This window comes from Streptomyces xingningensis, from assembly GCF_054957865.1.
Genome location: NZ_JBDJPF010000031.1, coordinates 46,166 through 60,919, shown reverse-complemented (window position 1 = coordinate 60,919; position 14,754 = coordinate 46,166). Strand labels below are relative to the sequence as shown.

The window sequence follows — 14,754 nt, the reverse complement described above, 5'->3', positions numbered from 1 at the left end:
TCAGGCCCGCCACACCCAGGGCGTCGCGTCCGGCGCCAGCCCTACCACGCACAGCCGGTGACCCGAGTCGACGTGCAGCGCGGCGGTGCCCACCGGCACCGGGCGCCCGGTGGCGCGCCGTGGCTCGGCATCGGGCGCCGTCGCCTCTATGACCTGCGCCCCGCCGTCCAGCGCGCGGCTGAACACCATCAGCGAGTCCTTGCCGCCGCGGGCCGGCAGCGGCTGCGCGGCCAGCCGGCCGTAGCCCGGCAGGTGGCGCAGTGCGGAGTCGTCCAGCTGTTCGGTGCCGGCGCCGCCGGTCAGCCGGTAGCCGACCGGCTCCCTGGCGGCGGCCTTGCGGTAGACGACGGTCAGCGCCCCGTCCGGGCCGAGGGCGGCGCCGACCGGATCGCCGCCGGGCTGCGGCAGCCCGTTCAGCGGCTGGAAGCGGACCGGCTTGCCGGGCGCGTCCTGGGTCCAGTGGTGGACGGTGTCCCGGCCGATGCCGAAGACATGCACCCGGTGGTCCTTGTCGAGGACGGCGGTCAGCCCCTCCTGGAGCTCCTGGCCGTGCAGGCTCTGCCACTTGCCCCAGCTGCCGTCGGGTTCGCGCACCCGGCTGGAGACGCCCTTGCCCGCGTTGCGGACGAACAGGTGGACGCGCCCGTCGGGGGTGGCGACGGCGGCCGGTACGCCCACCCGGCGGCCCCGGTCGGGCTTGTGCTCGGGGCTGCCCAGTCGCTTCCAGGCCTTGAACGGGCCGCCGGGCGAGTGCTGTTCGAGGACCACGAGCTCGCGGGTGTTGGCGCGGCCCTCGCCCTTGAGGGCGGAGAAGCGCAGGGCGAACACCAGGCGGCGCCCGGCGGAGTCCCGGACCGCCGCGAGGGCGGGCGCGAACGGGCCGCCGCCCAGGTTCTGCGGGTCGCCGAAGCGGCCGCTGCCGGGGGAGGACTCCTGCCAGCGCACCGCGTGCAGGCCCAGCACGCCGAAGGCCTCCAGGCGGCCGTCCTTGTCGGTGTCGACGGCGGGCGTGGCGCCGGGATAGCGGTAGTGGGTGGAGCGGATCCAGCCCTTGCGGTTCTTCATCGGGCGGTCGCCGCCCTGTCCGTAGTCACCGCAGCCCGCGTCGTTGCCGCAGCTCCAGTGCGGGTCGCCGCCGTACGCCGCCACCAGCCGGTGCTTCTGCTCGACGATCTCCGTCGGCAGGTTGTGCGGCCAGCGCTGGTTGTAGTAGCCGCGGAAGGAGGTGGTGACGAAGCGCGGCGGGTGCCCGTCTCGCTTGGTGGTGTCGGCCACCCACTGGGACATCGCCTTCCAGGTGAAGAGCGCGGTCGGGGTGTGGTCGCGGTGGTCCGAGCAGGCCCCGTAGTCGTTGTCCTTGGGGTGCGTGGCGTCGTGCACCTGGAAGTCGGGGTCCGGGTCCATGGTGTGCACCACGGACGGCTTGTACCGGTCCATGATCCCGGCCAGCACGTCCACCAGCGTGCTGTGCCGGTAGGTGCTCTTGGCGGTGCAGGGCGAGCCGGTGGCGATCAGGCTCTGCATCTCGGTGTCCGGCTCGTCCCACAGCTCCGGCAGCCGGGTCTCGTCGGCGGACAGCATGGCGATGTTGAGGAAGATCAGCCGGACCTTGCGGTTGCCGTTGGTCAGCTCGTTGGTCTCCGCCTTCACTCCTCCGGGGAGATCCAGTACGGACTTGCGCCAGCCGGTGAACCTGTCCTTGCCGATCATCTCGGCGTAGGCCTGGCGCAGCCCCTGGTGGCGGGCCGAGGAGTACTTGGCCTTGTCCGGCTTCTCCTTGGGCATCCCCTTGATCCAGTTCTGCCCGACGGCCTCGCCGGCCGTCACATAGACGGAGACGACGGGCACGCCCGCCTGCACCAGGTGCCCGGCGTCGGGGTTCATGAAGAACAGATCGTCATCGGGGTGCGCCATCACCTGCAGCAGCAGCGGGGCGCCGGACCGGCCGAAGGATTCGGTGGAGGCGGGGTCCACGGCCCGTACGGGCGCAGGCGCGGTCTTGTCCGCGCCGCCGTCGCTGCAGCCCGCCGCGGCCAGCGCGGTACCGGCGGCAATGCCTGCCAGCACCGTGCGGCGGGAGACGCTGCCGAGGCGGTTGTTCCCGGGCGCGAGGGTGCGGCGCCGTGAGGTCTCCAACAAGCTCTGACTCCGTCCGTTGTGCAGCGCGCAATCCTGCCGTGCCTCCCCCCAGCGTGTGAAGGAACATGACCGTGTTCGTCATGTCCCTCCTCCGGCGTGTGAAGGGACGGAGATGCGGGCGGGCGGGTTGCCCAAGAGGCCATAAAGCCTGGCGGGCGGGTCGAACGACCTCATAGGGGCGGGCGAATCGGAAATGCCCCCCGGTGTCCTGAATATCGACCGGGCGGTTTGACATCTGGGCTGGTCGTTGTACCTTCTTCGGCTGCGATTGGCGCCTCTTCGGGCCCGTATGGCACACTGTTCAGGTTGCTCGGTTGAGTGCCGATGCTGCGCGCCTCCCGCCGGGAGGACTGGAAGCGAGTCCCGCAGTACTCGTCGCCCCTGATGAGGGGCGGAAGTACGGGAATCTTCCGGGAAGTGTCAGCGGGGTACCGACCAGGCACTCGGTGGGTGTCTTTCCCCCACAAACCCCTTGAGCAGGGATCTTCCTTCGGGGAGAGCTGCTGGAAGGGGCGCGACACGCCCGACCGCGTGGGTCGGAGGTGGAGCGGGGAGGGGCAGCGCTGCAGCGCAGCTCGCCGAGTCCCAGAGCGTTACGAGAGACAGGACTACTGAGTAGCCATGGCGGGACAGAAGATCCGCATCCGGCTCAAGGCCTACGACCACGAGGTCATCGACTCCTCGGCGAAGAAGATCGTCGAGACGGTGACCCGCACTGGTGCGTCGGTCGCGGGCCCGGTGCCGCTGCCCACTGAGAAGAACGTGTACTGCGTCATCAAGTCGCCGCACAAGTACAAGGACTCGCGCGAGCACTTCGAGATGCGCACACACAAGCGCCTCATCGACATCCTCGACCCCACCCCGAAGACGGTTGACTCGCTCATGCGCCTCGACCTGCCGGCGGGCGTCGACATCGAGATCAAGCTCTGAGGTGACGCGCGAGATGGCTAAGAACATTAAGGGCGTCCTGGGCGAGAAGCTCGGCATGACCCAGGTCTGGGACGAGAACAACCGTGTCGTCCCGGTGACTGTCGTCAAGGCCGGGCCCTGTGTTGTCACCCAGGTCCGCACCAACGACAGCGACGGCTACGAGTCGGTCCAGATCGCCTTCGGCGAGATCGACCCGCGCAAGGTGAACAAGCCCCTCAAGGGCCACTTCGCCAAGGCCGACGTCACCCCGCGCCGCCACCTGGTGGAGCTGCGTACCGCTGACGCCAGCGAGTACACGCTCGGCCAGGAGATCACCGCTGCCGTGTTCGAGTCGGGCGTCAAGGTTGACGTCACCGGCAAGAGCAAGGGCAAGGGCTTCGCCGGTGTCATGAAGCGTCACAACTTCAAGGGCCTCGGCGCCGGTCACGGCACCCAGCGCAAGCACCGCTCCCCCGGTTCGATCGGTGGCTGCGCCACCCCGGGCCGTGTGTTCAAGGGCCTCCGCATGGCGGGCCGCATGGGCAACGAGCGGGTCACCACCCAGAACCTGACCGTCCACGCCGTTGACGCGGAGAAGGGTCTGCTGCTCATCAAGGGCGCAGTTCCTGGTCCGAACGGCGGCCTCGTCCTGGTCCGTACCGCGGCCAAGGGGGCCTGAGGTAAGCCGATGAGCACTCCGATCAACATTGACATCCTTTCGCCGGCAGGCGACAAGGCCGGGACCGTCGAGCTCCCCGCGGAGATCTTCGACGCGAAGGTCAGCGTTCCGCTGATCCACCAGGTCGTTGTCGCGCAGCTGGCCGCTGCCCGTCAGGGCACGCACAAGACCAAGACCCGTGGCGAGGTCCGCGGCGGTGGCAAGAAGCCGTACCGCCAGAAGGGCACCGGTCGCGCCCGTCAGGGTTCGACCCGCGCGCCGCAGTTCGCCGGTGGTGGCGTCGTGCACGGCCCCGTGCCGCGTGACTACTCGCAGCGGACCCCGAAGAAGATGAAGGCCGCCGCCCTGCGCGGGGCCCTCACCGACCGGGCGCGCCACTCCCGCATCCACGTCGTCTCCGGCGTGGTCGAGGGCGCGGTGTCCACCAAGGCCGCCAAGACCCTGCTCGGCAAGATCTCGGAGCGCAAGAACCTGCTCCTGGTCGCCGACCGGTCCGACGAGGCCGCGTGGCTGTCCGCCCGCAACCTGCCCCAGGTGCACATCCTGGAGCCGGGCCAGCTGAACACGTATGACGTGCTCGTCTCCGACGACGTGGTCTTCACCAAGGCCGCCTTCGAGTCCTTCGTGTCCGGCCCCGAGGCCAACGACGAGACCGAAGGGAGCGAGGTCTGATGACTGAGACCGCCGTCACCAGCAAGACCTTCTCGGACCCGCGCGACCTTCTGGTCAAGCCGGTTGTCTCCGAGAAGAGCTACGCGCTGCTGGACGAGAACAAGTACACGTTCATCGTCGACCCGCGTGCCAACAAGACCCAGATCAAGCAGGCCGTCGAGGCGGTCTTCTCGGTCAAGGTCACCGGGGTCAACACGATCAACCGCCAGGGCAAGCGCAAGCGCACCCGCACCGGTTTCGGCAAGCGCGCCAACACCAAGCGCGCCATCGTGACCCTCGCCGAGGGCGACCGTATCGACATCTTCGGCGGCCCGGTCTCCTAACGGAGTTCCGAGTCGTCCGGAATCGGACGAGGACTGAGAAATGGGTATCCGCAAGTACAAGCCGACGACCCCGGGCCGTCGTGGCTCCAGCGTCGCCGACTTTGTCGAGATCACGCGGTCCACGCCGGAGAAGTCGCTGGTCCGCCCGCTGCACAGCAAGGGCGGCCGTAACAACGCCGGTCGTGTGACCGTTCGCCACCAGGGCGGTGGCCACAAGCGCGCCTACCGCGTGATCGACTTCCGTCGTCACGACAAGGACGGCGTGCCGGCCAAGGTCGCTCACATCGAGTACGACCCCAACCGCACCGCGCGCATCGCGCTGCTGCACTACGCAGACGGCGAGAAGCGCTACATCATCGCGCCGCGTGGCGTCGTGCAGGGCGCTCGGATCGAGAACGGCCCTGGCGCCGACATCAAGCCGGGCAACAACCTGCCGCTGCGCAACATCCCCGTGGGTACGACCATCCACGCCATCGAGCTGCGTCCCGGCGGCGGTGCGAAGTTCGCCCGCTCCGCCGGTTCCTCCGTGCAGCTGCTGGCGAAGGAGGGCGCGATGGCCCACCTGCGCATGCCGTCCGGCGAAATCCGCCTGGTCGACGTGCGCTGCCGCGCCACCGTTGGCGAGGTCGGCAACGCCGAGCAGTCGAACATCAACTGGGGCAAGGCCGGCCGCATGCGCTGGAAGGGCGTCCGCCCGACCGTCCGCGGTGTCGCCATGAACCCCGTTGACCACCCGCACGGTGGTGGTGAGGGCAAGACCTCCGGTGGTCGCCACCCGGTCTCGCCGTGGGGTCAGAAGGAGGGTCGTACTCGTTCTCCCAAGAAGGCGAGCAACAAGTACATCGTCCGCCGCCGCAAGACGAACAAGAAGCGCTAGGAGCGGGTTTAGATGCCGCGTAGTCTCAAGAAGGGACCCTTCGTCGACGCCCACCTCATCAAGAAGGTGGACGCTCAGAACGAAGCCGGTACCAAGAACGTCATCAAGACCTGGTCCCGTCGCTCCATGATCGTGCCGGCCATGCTCGGCCACACGCTCGCGGTGCACAACGGCAAGACGCACGTCCCGGTGTTCGTCACCGAGTCGATGGTCGGCCACAAGCTCGGCGAGTTCTCGCCGACCCGCACCTTCCGCGGCCACGTCAAGGACGACCGCAAGTCGAAGCGCCGCTGAGCGGGGTGCGAACGACTATGACTGACACCGAAGGGACAACCATGGAAGCCAGGGCCCAGGCGCGGTACATCCGCGTCACGCCCATGAAGGCCCGCCGCGTGGTGGACCTCATCCGTGGCATGGACGCCACGGAGGCTCAGGCGGTCCTGCGTTTCGCCCCGCAGGCCGCGAGCGTGCCGGTCGGCAAGGTGCTGGACAGCGCCATTGCCAACGCCGCGCACAACTACGACCACACGGACGCCTCCACGCTGGTCATCAGCGAGGCGTACGTGGACGAGGGCCCGACCCTGAAGCGGTTCCGTCCGCGTGCCCAGGGCCGTGCCTACCGGATCCGCAAGCGGACCAGCCACATCACCGTGGTCGTCAGCAGCAAGGAAGGAACCCGGTAATGGGCCAGAAGGTAAACCCGCACGGGTTCCGGCTCGGCATCACCACCGACTTCAAGTCGCGCTGGTACGCCGACAAGCTGTACAAGGACTACGTCAAGGAAGACGTCGCCATTCGTCGCATGATGACGAAGGGCATGGAGCGGGCCGGCATCTCCAAGGTGGAGATCGAGCGCACCCGCGACCGCGTCCGCGTTGACATCCACACCGCCCGCCCGGGCATCGTCATCGGCCGCCGCGGCGCCGAGGCCGACCGCATCCGCGGTGAGCTGGAGAAGCTGACCGGCAAGCAGGTCCAGCTGAACATCCTCGAGGTCAAGAACCCCGAGGTGGACGCCCAGCTGGTGGCCCAGGCCGTCGCCGAGCAGCTGTCCTCCCGCGTCTCCTTCCGTCGCGCCATGCGCAAGAGCATGCAGTCGACGATGAAGGCCGGCGCCAAGGGCATCAAGATCCAGTGTGGTGGCCGTCTCGGCGGCGCCGAGATGTCCCGCTCGGAGTTCTACCGCGAGGGCCGGGTGCCCCTGCACACGCTCCGCGCGAACGTCGACTACGGCTTCTTCGAGGCCAAGACCACCTTCGGCCGCATCGGCGTGAAGGTCTGGATCTACAAGGGCGACGTCAAGAACATCGCCGAGGTGCGCGCCGAGAACGCCGCCGCCCGTGCGGGCAACCGCCCGTCCCGTGGTGGCGCTCAGGACCGCCCGGCCCGTGGTGGCCGTGGCGGCGAGCGTGGCGGCCGCGGCCGCAAGCCGCAGCAGCCCGCCGCCGCCGAGGCCCCCAAGGCCGAGGCCGCTGCCGCTGCTCCGGCCGAGTCCACCGGAACGGAGGCCTGACCGACATGCTGATCCCTCGCAGGGTCAAGCACCGCAAGCAGCACCACCCCAAGCGGAGCGGCATGGCCAAGGGTGGCACCGAGCTCGCCTTCGGCGAGTACGGCATCCAGGCCCTGACCCCGGCCTATGTGACGAACCGGCAGATCGAGTCCGCTCGTATCGCCATGACCCGTCACATCAAGCGTGGCGGCAAGGTGTGGATCAACATCTACCCGGACCGTCCGCTCACGAAGAAGCCCGCCGAGACCCGCATGGGTTCCGGTAAGGGTTCTCCGGAGTGGTGGGTCGCGAACGTCAAGCCCGGCCGGGTGATGTTCGAGCTGTCCTTCCCGAACGAAAAGGTTGCTCGTGAGGCGCTGACCCGCGCCGCCCACAAGCTTCCGATGAAGTGCCGCATTGTTCGGCGCGAGGCAGGTGAGTCGTGATGGCTGCCGGTACCAAGGCGACCGAGCTGCGTGAGCTGAACAACGAGGATCTCGTTGCCAAGCTGCGCGAGGCCAAGGAAGAGCTGTTCAACCTCCGCTTCCAGGCGGCGACCGGACAGCTTGAGAACCACGGCCGACTGAAGGCCGTCCGCAAGGACATCGCCCGGATCTACACCCTGATGCGGGAGCGCGAGCTCGGCATCGAGACGGTGGAGAGCGCCTGATGAGCGAGAAGAATGTGACTGAGACGACGAACGAGCGCGGCTTCCGCAAGACCCGTGAGGGTCTCGTCGTCAGCGACAAGATGGACAAGACCGTCGTCGTCGCTGTCGAGGACCGCGTCAAGCACGCGCTGTACGGCAAGGTCATCCGCCGTACCAACAAGCTCAAGGCGCACGACGAGCAGAACGCCGCCGCTGTCGGCGACCGTGTCCTCCTGATGGAGACCCGGCCGCTGTCCGCGACGAAGCGCTGGCGCATCGTCGAGATCCTCGAGAAGGCCAAGTAGGTAATTCCCGCAAGGGAATTCCAAAAGATACTTCTGAAGGGGGTTTCCCCTTTGGACAGTTCCGCCAGGCTCGGCGCGGGGCCCCACCTCGGTGAGGCCCCCGCCGGGAACCGGCAGACGATCAGGAGATAGACGTGATCCAGCAGGAGTCGCGACTTCGCGTCGCCGACAACACTGGTGCCAAGGAGATCCTTTGCATCCGTGTTCTCGGTGGCTCGGGTCGCCGCTACGCGGGCATCGGTGACGTCATCGTCGCCACCGTCAAGGACGCGATCCCCGGTGGCAACGTGAAGAAGGGTGACGTCGTCAAGGCGGTCATCGTTCGCACCGTCAAGGAGCGCCGCCGTCCCGACGGCTCGTACATCCGTTTCGACGAGAACGCGGCCGTCATCCTCAAGAACGACGGTGACCCCCGCGGCACCCGTATCTTCGGCCCGGTGGGCCGAGAGCTGCGCGAGAAGAAGTTCATGAAGATCGTCTCGCTCGCGCCGGAGGTGCTGTAAGCATGAAGATCAAGAAGGGCGACCTGGTCCAGGTCATCACCGGCAAGGACAAGGGCAAGCAGGGCAAGGTCATCGTGGCCTACCCCCGCGAGGACCGCGTCCTGGTCGAGGGTGTCAACCGGGTCAAGAAGCACACCAAGGCCGGCCAGACCGCCCGCGGTTCCAAGACCGGCGGGATCGTCACGACCGAGGCCCCGATCCACGTCAGCAACGTTCAGCTGGTGGTGGAGAAGGACGGCAGCAAGGTCGTCACCCGCGTCGGATACCGCTTCGACGAGGACGGCAACAAGATCCGCGTTGCCAAGCGGACCGGTGAGGACATCTGATGACTGCCACCACCAACGCACCGCGCCTCAAGCAGCGCTACCGCGAAGAGATCGTCGGCAAGCTGCGTGATGAGTTCAAGTACGAGAACATCATGCAGGTTCCCGGCCTGACCAAGATCGTGGTCAACATGGGTGTGGGCGACGCCGCCCGCGACTCCAAGCTGATCGAGGGCGCCATCCGCGACCTCACCACGATCACGGGCCAGAAGCCCGCCGTCACCAAGGCCCGTAAGTCCATCGCGCAGTTCAAGCTGCGTGAGGGCCAGCCGATCGGTGCTCATGTCACCCTCCGTGGCGACCGCATGTGGGAGTTCCTGGACCGCACCCTGTCGCTGGCGCTGCCGCGCATCCGCGACTTCCGTGGTCTGTCCCCCAAGCAGTTCGACGGTCGGGGCAACTACACCTTCGGTCTCACGGAGCAGGTCATGTTCCACGAGATCGACCAGGACAAGATCGACCGCGTCCGGGGTATGGACATCACCGTGGTCACCACGGCGACCAATGACGACGAGGGTCGTGCCCTCCTTCGTCACCTCGGCTTCCCGTTCAAGGAGGCGTGAGCGAGATGGCGAAGAAGTCACTGATTGCCAAGGCTGCTCGTAAGCCCAAGTTCACCGTTCGGGCGTACACCCGCTGCCAGCGCTGTGGCCGCCCGCACTCCGTTTACCGCAAGTTCGGCCTCTGCCGCGTGTGCCTTCGTGAGATGGCTCACCGTGGCGAGCTGCCGGGCGTGACCAAGAGCTCCTGGTAATAACCCAATTGGGTTGACCAGGGCTCTCGGTAAGCAATTGGCCGGCGGGGCCCGGCCCTTTGACTCGCGTAGAGTTGAAGGGTTGGGCGCCCGCCGCCCATGACCGCCCGCGGACTGTGAATCTGTCACAGCCCGCTTAACGTCGCTTACTACGCCGTAGGTCCCCGCGCCGCACCCGCCCCGAGACAGTTGGGGAGAGGGATGGCGCAGATAGGAAACCCCGGCGAGAGAGGCCGAAGGCCAAACATGACCATGACCGATCCGATCGCAGACATGCTGACCCGTCTGCGAAACGCGAACTCGGCGTACCACGACTCCGTGGGCATGCCGCACAGCAAGATCAAGGCGCACATCGCCGAGATCCTGCAGCAGGAGGGCTACATCGCCGGCTGGAAGGTCGAGGACGCCGAGGTCGGCAAGTCCCTCGTCATCGACCTGAAGTTCGGTCCGAACCGTGAGCGCTCCATTGCGGGCATCAAGCGGATCTCGAAGCCGGGTCTGCGGGTCTACGCAAAGTCCACCAACCTGCCGAAGGTCCTCGGCGGCCTGGGCGTGGCGATCATCTCCACGTCCCACGGTCTCCTGACCGGCCAGCAGGCCAGCAAGAAGGGCGTGGGTGGGGAAGTCCTCGCCTACGTCTGGTAATCGGGAACGGAGGAAAAGCCAATGTCGCGTATCGGCAAGCTCCCCATCCAGGTTCCCGCTGGTGTGGACGTCACCATTGATGGCCGTACGGTCCAGGTGAAGGGCCCCAAGGGCACCCTCAGCCTCACCGTCTCGGCGCCCATCGAGGTCGCCAAGGGCGATGAGGGCGTGCTGAACGTCTCGCGTCCCAACGACGAGCGTCAGAACAAGGCCCTGCACGGTCTGTCCCGCACGCTGGTGGCGAACATGATCACCGGCGTGACCCAGGGCTACAGCAAGAAGCTCGAGATCAGCGGTGTCGGTTACCGCGTCCAGGCGAAGGGCTCCAACCTGGAGTTCGCCCTGGGCTACAGCCACCCGATCCTGGTCGAGGCCCCCGAGGGCATCACCTTCAAGGTGGAGTCCCCGACCAGGCTGACTGTCGAGGGCATCGACAAGCAGAAGGTCGGCGAGGTCGCCGCGAACATCCGCAAGCTGCGGAAGCCCGACCCGTACAAGGCCAAGGGCGTCAAGTACGAGGGCGAAGTCATCCGCCGCAAGGTCGGAAAGGCGGGTAAGTAAGCCATGGCATACGGTGTGAAGATCGCCAAGGGCGACGCCTACAAGCGCGCCGCCGCGAAGCGCCGCCACATCCGCATTCGCAAGCGGATTTCGGGTACGGCCGAGCGTCCGCGCCTGGTCGTGACGCGGTCCAACCGCGGTATCACCGCTCAGGTCATCGACGACATCGCGGGCCACACGCTGGCCTCCGCGTCGCACCTGGACGCGTCGATCCGTGGTACCGAGGGCGACAAGAGCGCCCAGGCCAAGAAGGTCGGCGCCCTGGTTGCCGAGCGTGCCAAGGCCGTCGGCATCGAGGCTGTCGTGTTCGACCGCGGTGGCAACCAGTACGCCGGGCGCATTGCCGCTCTGGCGGACGCCGCCCGCGAAGCCGGGCTGAAGTTCTAAGCCCCGGTTCCGGAGCTAGCGGACGTAACAGAGAGAGGTAAATCCAATGGCTGGACCCCAGCGCCGTGGAAGCGGTGCCGGTGGCGGCGAGCGGCGGGACCGGAAGGGCCGTGACGGTGGCGCTGCCGCCGAGAAGACCGCGTACGTTGAGCGCGTAGTCGCGATCAACCGCGTCGCCAAGGTTGTCAAGGGTGGTCGTCGCTTCAGCTTCACTGCGCTGGTCGTGGTGGGCGACGGTGATGGCACGGTCGGTGTCGGTTACGGCAAGGCCAAGGAAGTTCCGGCTGCCATCGCCAAGGGCGTGGAAGAGGCCAAGAAGAACTTCTTCAAGGTCCCCCGTATCCAGGGCACCGTCCCGCATCCGATCCAGGGCGAGAAGGCGGCCGGTGTCGTCATGCTCAAGCCTGCTTCCCCCGGTACCGGTGTTATCGCCGGTGGCCCGGTGCGAGCGGTGCTCGAGTGCGCCGGCATCCACGACATTCTGTCGAAGTCGCTCGGTTCTTCGAACCCGATCAACATCGTGCACGCCACGGTGGAGGCCCTCAAGGGACTGCAGCGTCCCGAGGAGATCGCCGCCCGTCGTGGTCTGCCGCTGGAGGACGTCGCCCCCGCCGCACTGCTGCGGGCGCGTGCAGGGGCGGGTGCGTAATGGCTCGCCTCAAGGTCACGCAGACGAAGTCGTACATCGGCAGCAAGCAGAACCACCGCGACACCCTTCGTTCGCTTGGTCTCAAGCGCATGAACGACGTGGTGGTCAAGGAGGACCGTCCCGAGATCCGCGGCATGGTGCAGACCGTCCGCCACCTCGTCACGGTCGAGGAGGTCGACTGACATGGCGGAGAACAACCCGCTGAAGGTCCACAACCTCCGTCCTGCCCCGGGCGCCAAGACCGCCAAGACCCGTGTCGGTCGTGGTGAGGCGTCCAAGGGTAAGACCGCGGGTCGTGGCACCAAGGGCACCAAGGCCCGCTACCAGGTTCCGGAGCGCTTCGAGGGCGGGCAGATGCCCCTCCACATGCGCCTCCCGAAGCTCAAGGGCTTCAAGAACCCCGCCCACAAGCAGTTCCAGGTGGTGAACCTGGACAAGCTGGCCGCGCTCTACCCGCAGGGTGGCGAGGTCACGGTGGCCGACCTGGTCGCCAAGGGCGCCGTTCGCAAGAACGAGCTCGTCAAGGTCCTGGGCCAGGGCGAGATCTCCGTTGCGGTGCAGGTGACGGTGGACGCCGTTTCCTCCTCCGCCAAGGAGAAGATTGCCGCCGCCGGCGGCACCGTCACCGAGCTCATCTGAACTCGTTGATCTGACAACCGGGGATGTCCCATCAGGGGCATCCCCGGTTGGTCGTTCCAAGCCAGGCATAGTCGCCGGTAAGGTGGCGTGGACTGTTGCTGTACCAAGAGGGGGCCCTGCCCCCGGGCTGCGCGGCCTGTGCCCGTGCGGCTTTTGACTGAGCTCCTTATCCGTCGAACCTCAAGACCGTTACCTCTCACGTTGATTCGTGAGGGGCGCAGGAGGCACCGTGCTCACCGCGTTCGCCCGGGCGTTCAAGACGCCCGACCTGCGCAAGAAGCTGCTGTTCACGCTGGGCATTCTGGTCATCTACCGATTGGGCGCGCATGTGCCCGTACCGGGCGTCGACTACCGGGCTGTGCAGACCTGTTACGACCAGGCCAAGGGCAGCGGGGCGGGTCTGTTCGGGCTCGTGAACATGTTCAGCGGTGGTGCGCTGCTGCAGATCACGATCTTTGCGCTGGGGGTCATGCCGTACATCACGGCGAGCATCATCCTGCAGCTGCTCACCGTCGTCATTCCGCGGCTGGAGGCCCTCAAGAAGGAGGGCCAGGCCGGGCAGGCCAAGATCACGCAGTACACGCGCTATCTGACCGTCGCCCTGGCCGTGTTGCAGGGCACCGGACTTGTCGCCGTCGCCCGCAGCGGCGCGTTGTTCCCCAGCTGCACGTCCGCCGGCTCGATCGTGCCCAACCAGTCGATCTTCACCACCATCACCATGGTCGTCACCATGACCGCGGGCACCGGGTTGATCATGTGGCTCGGTGAGCTCATCACCGACCGCGGCATCGGCAACGGCATGTCGATCGTGATGTTCACCTCGATCGCGGCCAACTTCCCGAGCGCCCTCTGGGCGATCAAGCTCCAGGGCAAGCTGGCCGGTGGCTGGCTGGAGTTCAGCCTGGTGATCCTCTGCGGTCTGGCCATGGTCGGGCTGGTGGTCTTTGTCGAGCAGGCTCAGCGCCGCATCCCCGTGCAGTATGCGAAGCGCATGATCGGCCGCCGGTCCTATGGTGGTACGTCCACCTACATCCCGCTCAAGGTGAACCAAGCCGGCGTGATTCCGGTCATCTTCGCCTCGTCGTTGCTCTATATCCCAGCGCTGCTGGTGCAGTTCACCGGCTCGAAGGGCGGCTGGGCGACCTGGGTCCAGACCAACCTGGTCAAGGGTGACCACCCGATCTACATGGTCACCTACTTCCTGCTGATCGTTTTCTTCGCGTTCTTCTATGTCGCCATCTCCTTCAACCCCGAAGAAGTTGCAGACAACATGAAGAAGTATGGTGGGTTCATCCCGGGCATCCGGGCCGGTCGTCCCACCGCGGAGTACCTGAGCTACGTGCTGAACCGCATCACGTGGCCTGGCTCTCTCTACCTGGGCCTGATCGCCCTGGTGCCCACGGTGGCACTGGTCACACTGAACGCAAACCAGAACTTCCCGTTCGGCGGGACCAGCATCCTGATCATCGTGGGTGTCGGTCTGGAGACTGTGAAGCAGATCGAGAGCCAGCTTCAGCAGCGCAACTACGAAGGGTTCCTCCGCTGATGCGAATCGTCCTCGTCGGGCCGCCCGGCGCCGGCAAGGGTACGCAGGCCGCGTACCTCGCCAAGAACCTTGCGATCCCGCACATCTCCACGGGCGACCTCTTCCGCGCGAACATCAGCCAGGGGACGCCGCTCGGCCTGCAGGCCAAGGAGTACATGAGCGCCGGTCAGCTGGTGCCGGACTCGGTGACCATCGGGATGGCCGAGGACCGCCTGGACCAGGAGGACGCCGCGCACGGCTTCCTGCTGGACGGCTTCCCGCGCAATGTGGGGCAGGCCGCGGCGCTGGACGCATACCTCGAGGGCAGGGGGCTGCGGCTGGACGGGGTCCTGGACCTGGAGGTCCCCGAGGACGAGGTCGTCAAGCGGATCGCCGGCCGGCGGATCTGCCGCAATGACAGCAGCCATGTCTTCCACGTGGTCTACAACCGGTCGAAGGCCGAGGGCGTCTGCGATGTTTGCGGCGGCGAGCTGTACCAGCGCGACGACGACCGCGAGGACACGGTCCGCAAGCGGCTGGAGGTCTACCACACGGAGACCGAGCCGATCATCGACTACTACAAGGCCCAGGGCCTGGTGGTGACGATCTCGGCGCTCGGCCAGGTTGCGGAGGTCACGCAGCGGGCGATGGAGGCGCTTCCCAAGCGGGAAGTCTCCTGACCACTGGCTGTCCACGGCCGCGATGCCCCTCGGGGTGTCGCGG

24 protein-coding genes are annotated in these 14,754 nt (G+C 67.0%); 23 read left to right on the top strand and 1 reads right to left on the bottom strand.

All coding sequences use genetic code 11. The features are described from left to right. On the bottom strand, positions 1-2,139 hold the full coding sequence (locus tag ABCR83_RS18040; protein ID WP_462696051.1) for a PIG-L family deacetylase: 2,139 nt from the start codon (positions 2,137-2,139) through the stop codon (positions 1-3). Between the two features lie 621 nt (positions 2,140-2,760). On the opposite strand from ABCR83_RS18040, the gene rpsJ reads away from it, so the two are divergent. The 23 genes from rpsJ (at position 2,761) to ABCR83_RS17925 (ending at position 14,711) form a co-directional block, all read left to right on the top strand. Further along, the gene (rpsJ, locus tag ABCR83_RS18035) at positions 2,761-3,069 is read left to right on the top strand and encodes a 30S ribosomal protein S10 (protein WP_003948644.1); all 309 of its coding nucleotides are present in this window, start codon (positions 2,761-2,763) and stop codon (positions 3,067-3,069) included. Between the two features lie 13 nt (positions 3,070-3,082). After that, a complete protein-coding gene (gene rplC, locus ABCR83_RS18030; protein ID WP_086567349.1) occupies positions 3,083-3,727 on the top strand; it encodes a 50S ribosomal protein L3 in 645 nt (214 codons plus the stop codon). A gap of 9 nt (positions 3,728-3,736) precedes the next feature. Then, the gene (gene rplD, locus ABCR83_RS18025) at positions 3,737-4,399 is read left to right on the top strand and encodes a 50S ribosomal protein L4 (protein WP_462696050.1); all 663 of its coding nucleotides are present in this window, start codon (positions 3,737-3,739) and stop codon (positions 4,397-4,399) included. Further along, complete coding sequence (rplW, locus tag ABCR83_RS18020; protein WP_462696049.1) at positions 4,399-4,722, top strand: 50S ribosomal protein L23; 324 nt, start codon at positions 4,399-4,401, stop codon at positions 4,720-4,722. The genes rplD and rplW overlap by 1 nt, the downstream gene beginning before the upstream one ends. Before the next feature lie 40 nt (positions 4,723-4,762). Further along, positions 4,763-5,599: a 50S ribosomal protein L2 gene (rplB, locus tag ABCR83_RS18015; RefSeq protein WP_462696048.1), complete on the top strand. Its 837-nt coding sequence runs from the start codon at positions 4,763-4,765 to the stop codon at positions 5,597-5,599. A gap of 12 nt (positions 5,600-5,611) precedes the next feature. Continuing rightward, on the top strand, positions 5,612-5,893 hold the full coding sequence (gene rpsS / locus ABCR83_RS18010) for a 30S ribosomal protein S19 (RefSeq protein WP_351506807.1): 282 nt from the start codon (positions 5,612-5,614) through the stop codon (positions 5,891-5,893). A 41-nt stretch (positions 5,894-5,934) separates the two neighbouring features. Continuing rightward, positions 5,935-6,282: a 50S ribosomal protein L22 gene (rplV, locus tag ABCR83_RS18005; RefSeq protein ID WP_009997296.1), complete on the top strand. Its 348-nt coding sequence runs from the start codon at positions 5,935-5,937 to the stop codon at positions 6,280-6,282. Further along, positions 6,282-7,112, top strand: a complete 831-nt coding sequence (gene rpsC, locus ABCR83_RS18000) for a 30S ribosomal protein S3 (RefSeq protein ID WP_462696047.1) — start codon at positions 6,282-6,284, stop codon at positions 7,110-7,112. Before rplV ends, rpsC begins: the two co-directional genes overlap by 1 nt. 5 nt (positions 7,113-7,117) lie before the next feature. Next, positions 7,118-7,537: a 50S ribosomal protein L16 gene (gene rplP, locus ABCR83_RS17995; protein ID WP_462696046.1), complete on the top strand. Its 420-nt coding sequence runs from the start codon at positions 7,118-7,120 to the stop codon at positions 7,535-7,537. Continuing rightward, on the top strand, positions 7,537-7,761 hold the full coding sequence (rpmC, locus tag ABCR83_RS17990; RefSeq protein ID WP_004950453.1) for a 50S ribosomal protein L29: 225 nt from the start codon (positions 7,537-7,539) through the stop codon (positions 7,759-7,761). The genes rplP and rpmC overlap by 1 nt, the downstream gene beginning before the upstream one ends. Beyond that, on the top strand, positions 7,761-8,045 hold the full coding sequence (rpsQ, locus tag ABCR83_RS17985; protein ID WP_462696045.1) for a 30S ribosomal protein S17: 285 nt from the start codon (positions 7,761-7,763) through the stop codon (positions 8,043-8,045). Before rpmC ends, rpsQ begins: the two co-directional genes overlap by 1 nt. A 134-nt stretch (positions 8,046-8,179) precedes the next feature. Further along, on the top strand, positions 8,180-8,548 hold the full coding sequence (gene rplN, locus ABCR83_RS17980) for a 50S ribosomal protein L14 (protein ID WP_087927567.1): 369 nt from the start codon (positions 8,180-8,182) through the stop codon (positions 8,546-8,548). 2 nt (positions 8,549-8,550) lie between these two features. Further along, the gene (gene rplX / locus ABCR83_RS17975) at positions 8,551-8,874 is read left to right on the top strand and encodes a 50S ribosomal protein L24 (protein ID WP_462696044.1); all 324 of its coding nucleotides are present in this window, start codon (positions 8,551-8,553) and stop codon (positions 8,872-8,874) included. Next, entirely contained in the window at positions 8,874-9,434 is a 561-nt protein-coding gene (rplE, locus tag ABCR83_RS17970) for a 50S ribosomal protein L5 (protein WP_462696043.1), read from the top strand. The genes rplX and rplE overlap by 1 nt, the downstream gene beginning before the upstream one ends. Positions 9,435-9,439: 5 nt before the next feature. After that, positions 9,440-9,625 carry a type Z 30S ribosomal protein S14 gene (locus ABCR83_RS17965; RefSeq protein ID WP_462696063.1) on the top strand — a complete coding sequence of 62 codons (186 nt, stop codon included), beginning with the start codon at positions 9,440-9,442 and terminating at the stop codon, positions 9,623-9,625. 246 nt (positions 9,626-9,871) lie between these two features. Next, positions 9,872-10,270: a 30S ribosomal protein S8 gene (rpsH, locus tag ABCR83_RS17960; RefSeq protein ID WP_462696042.1), complete on the top strand. Its 399-nt coding sequence runs from the start codon at positions 9,872-9,874 to the stop codon at positions 10,268-10,270. A 21-nt stretch (positions 10,271-10,291) separates the two neighbouring features. Then, on the top strand, positions 10,292-10,831 hold the full coding sequence (gene rplF / locus ABCR83_RS17955) for a 50S ribosomal protein L6 (protein WP_462696041.1): 540 nt from the start codon (positions 10,292-10,294) through the stop codon (positions 10,829-10,831). Between the two features lie 3 nt (positions 10,832-10,834). Beyond that, the gene (rplR, locus tag ABCR83_RS17950) at positions 10,835-11,218 is read left to right on the top strand and encodes a 50S ribosomal protein L18 (RefSeq protein WP_462696040.1); all 384 of its coding nucleotides are present in this window, start codon (positions 10,835-10,837) and stop codon (positions 11,216-11,218) included. 46 nt (positions 11,219-11,264) lie between these two features. Beyond that, entirely contained in the window at positions 11,265-11,867 is a 603-nt protein-coding gene (gene rpsE / locus ABCR83_RS17945; protein WP_004946659.1) for a 30S ribosomal protein S5, read from the top strand. After that, positions 11,867-12,049, top strand: coding sequence for a 50S ribosomal protein L30 (rpmD, locus tag ABCR83_RS17940; protein ID WP_386430030.1), 183 nt, complete (start codon positions 11,867-11,869; stop codon positions 12,047-12,049). The genes rpsE and rpmD overlap by 1 nt, the downstream gene beginning before the upstream one ends. Before the next feature lies 1 nt (position 12,050). Beyond that, positions 12,051-12,506, top strand: coding sequence for a 50S ribosomal protein L15 (gene rplO / locus ABCR83_RS17935; protein ID WP_462696039.1), 456 nt, complete (start codon positions 12,051-12,053; stop codon positions 12,504-12,506). A gap of 229 nt (positions 12,507-12,735) precedes the next feature. Beyond that, positions 12,736-14,052 (top strand): preprotein translocase subunit SecY, encoded by a 1,317-nt coding sequence (gene secY / locus ABCR83_RS17930; protein WP_462696038.1) that lies wholly within the window; start codon positions 12,736-12,738, stop codon positions 14,050-14,052. Beyond that, positions 14,052-14,711 carry an adenylate kinase gene (locus ABCR83_RS17925; RefSeq protein WP_462696037.1) on the top strand — a complete coding sequence of 220 codons (660 nt, stop codon included), beginning with the start codon at positions 14,052-14,054 and terminating at the stop codon, positions 14,709-14,711. Before secY ends, ABCR83_RS17925 begins: the two co-directional genes overlap by 1 nt. Positions 14,712-14,754: the final 43 nt, after the last annotated feature.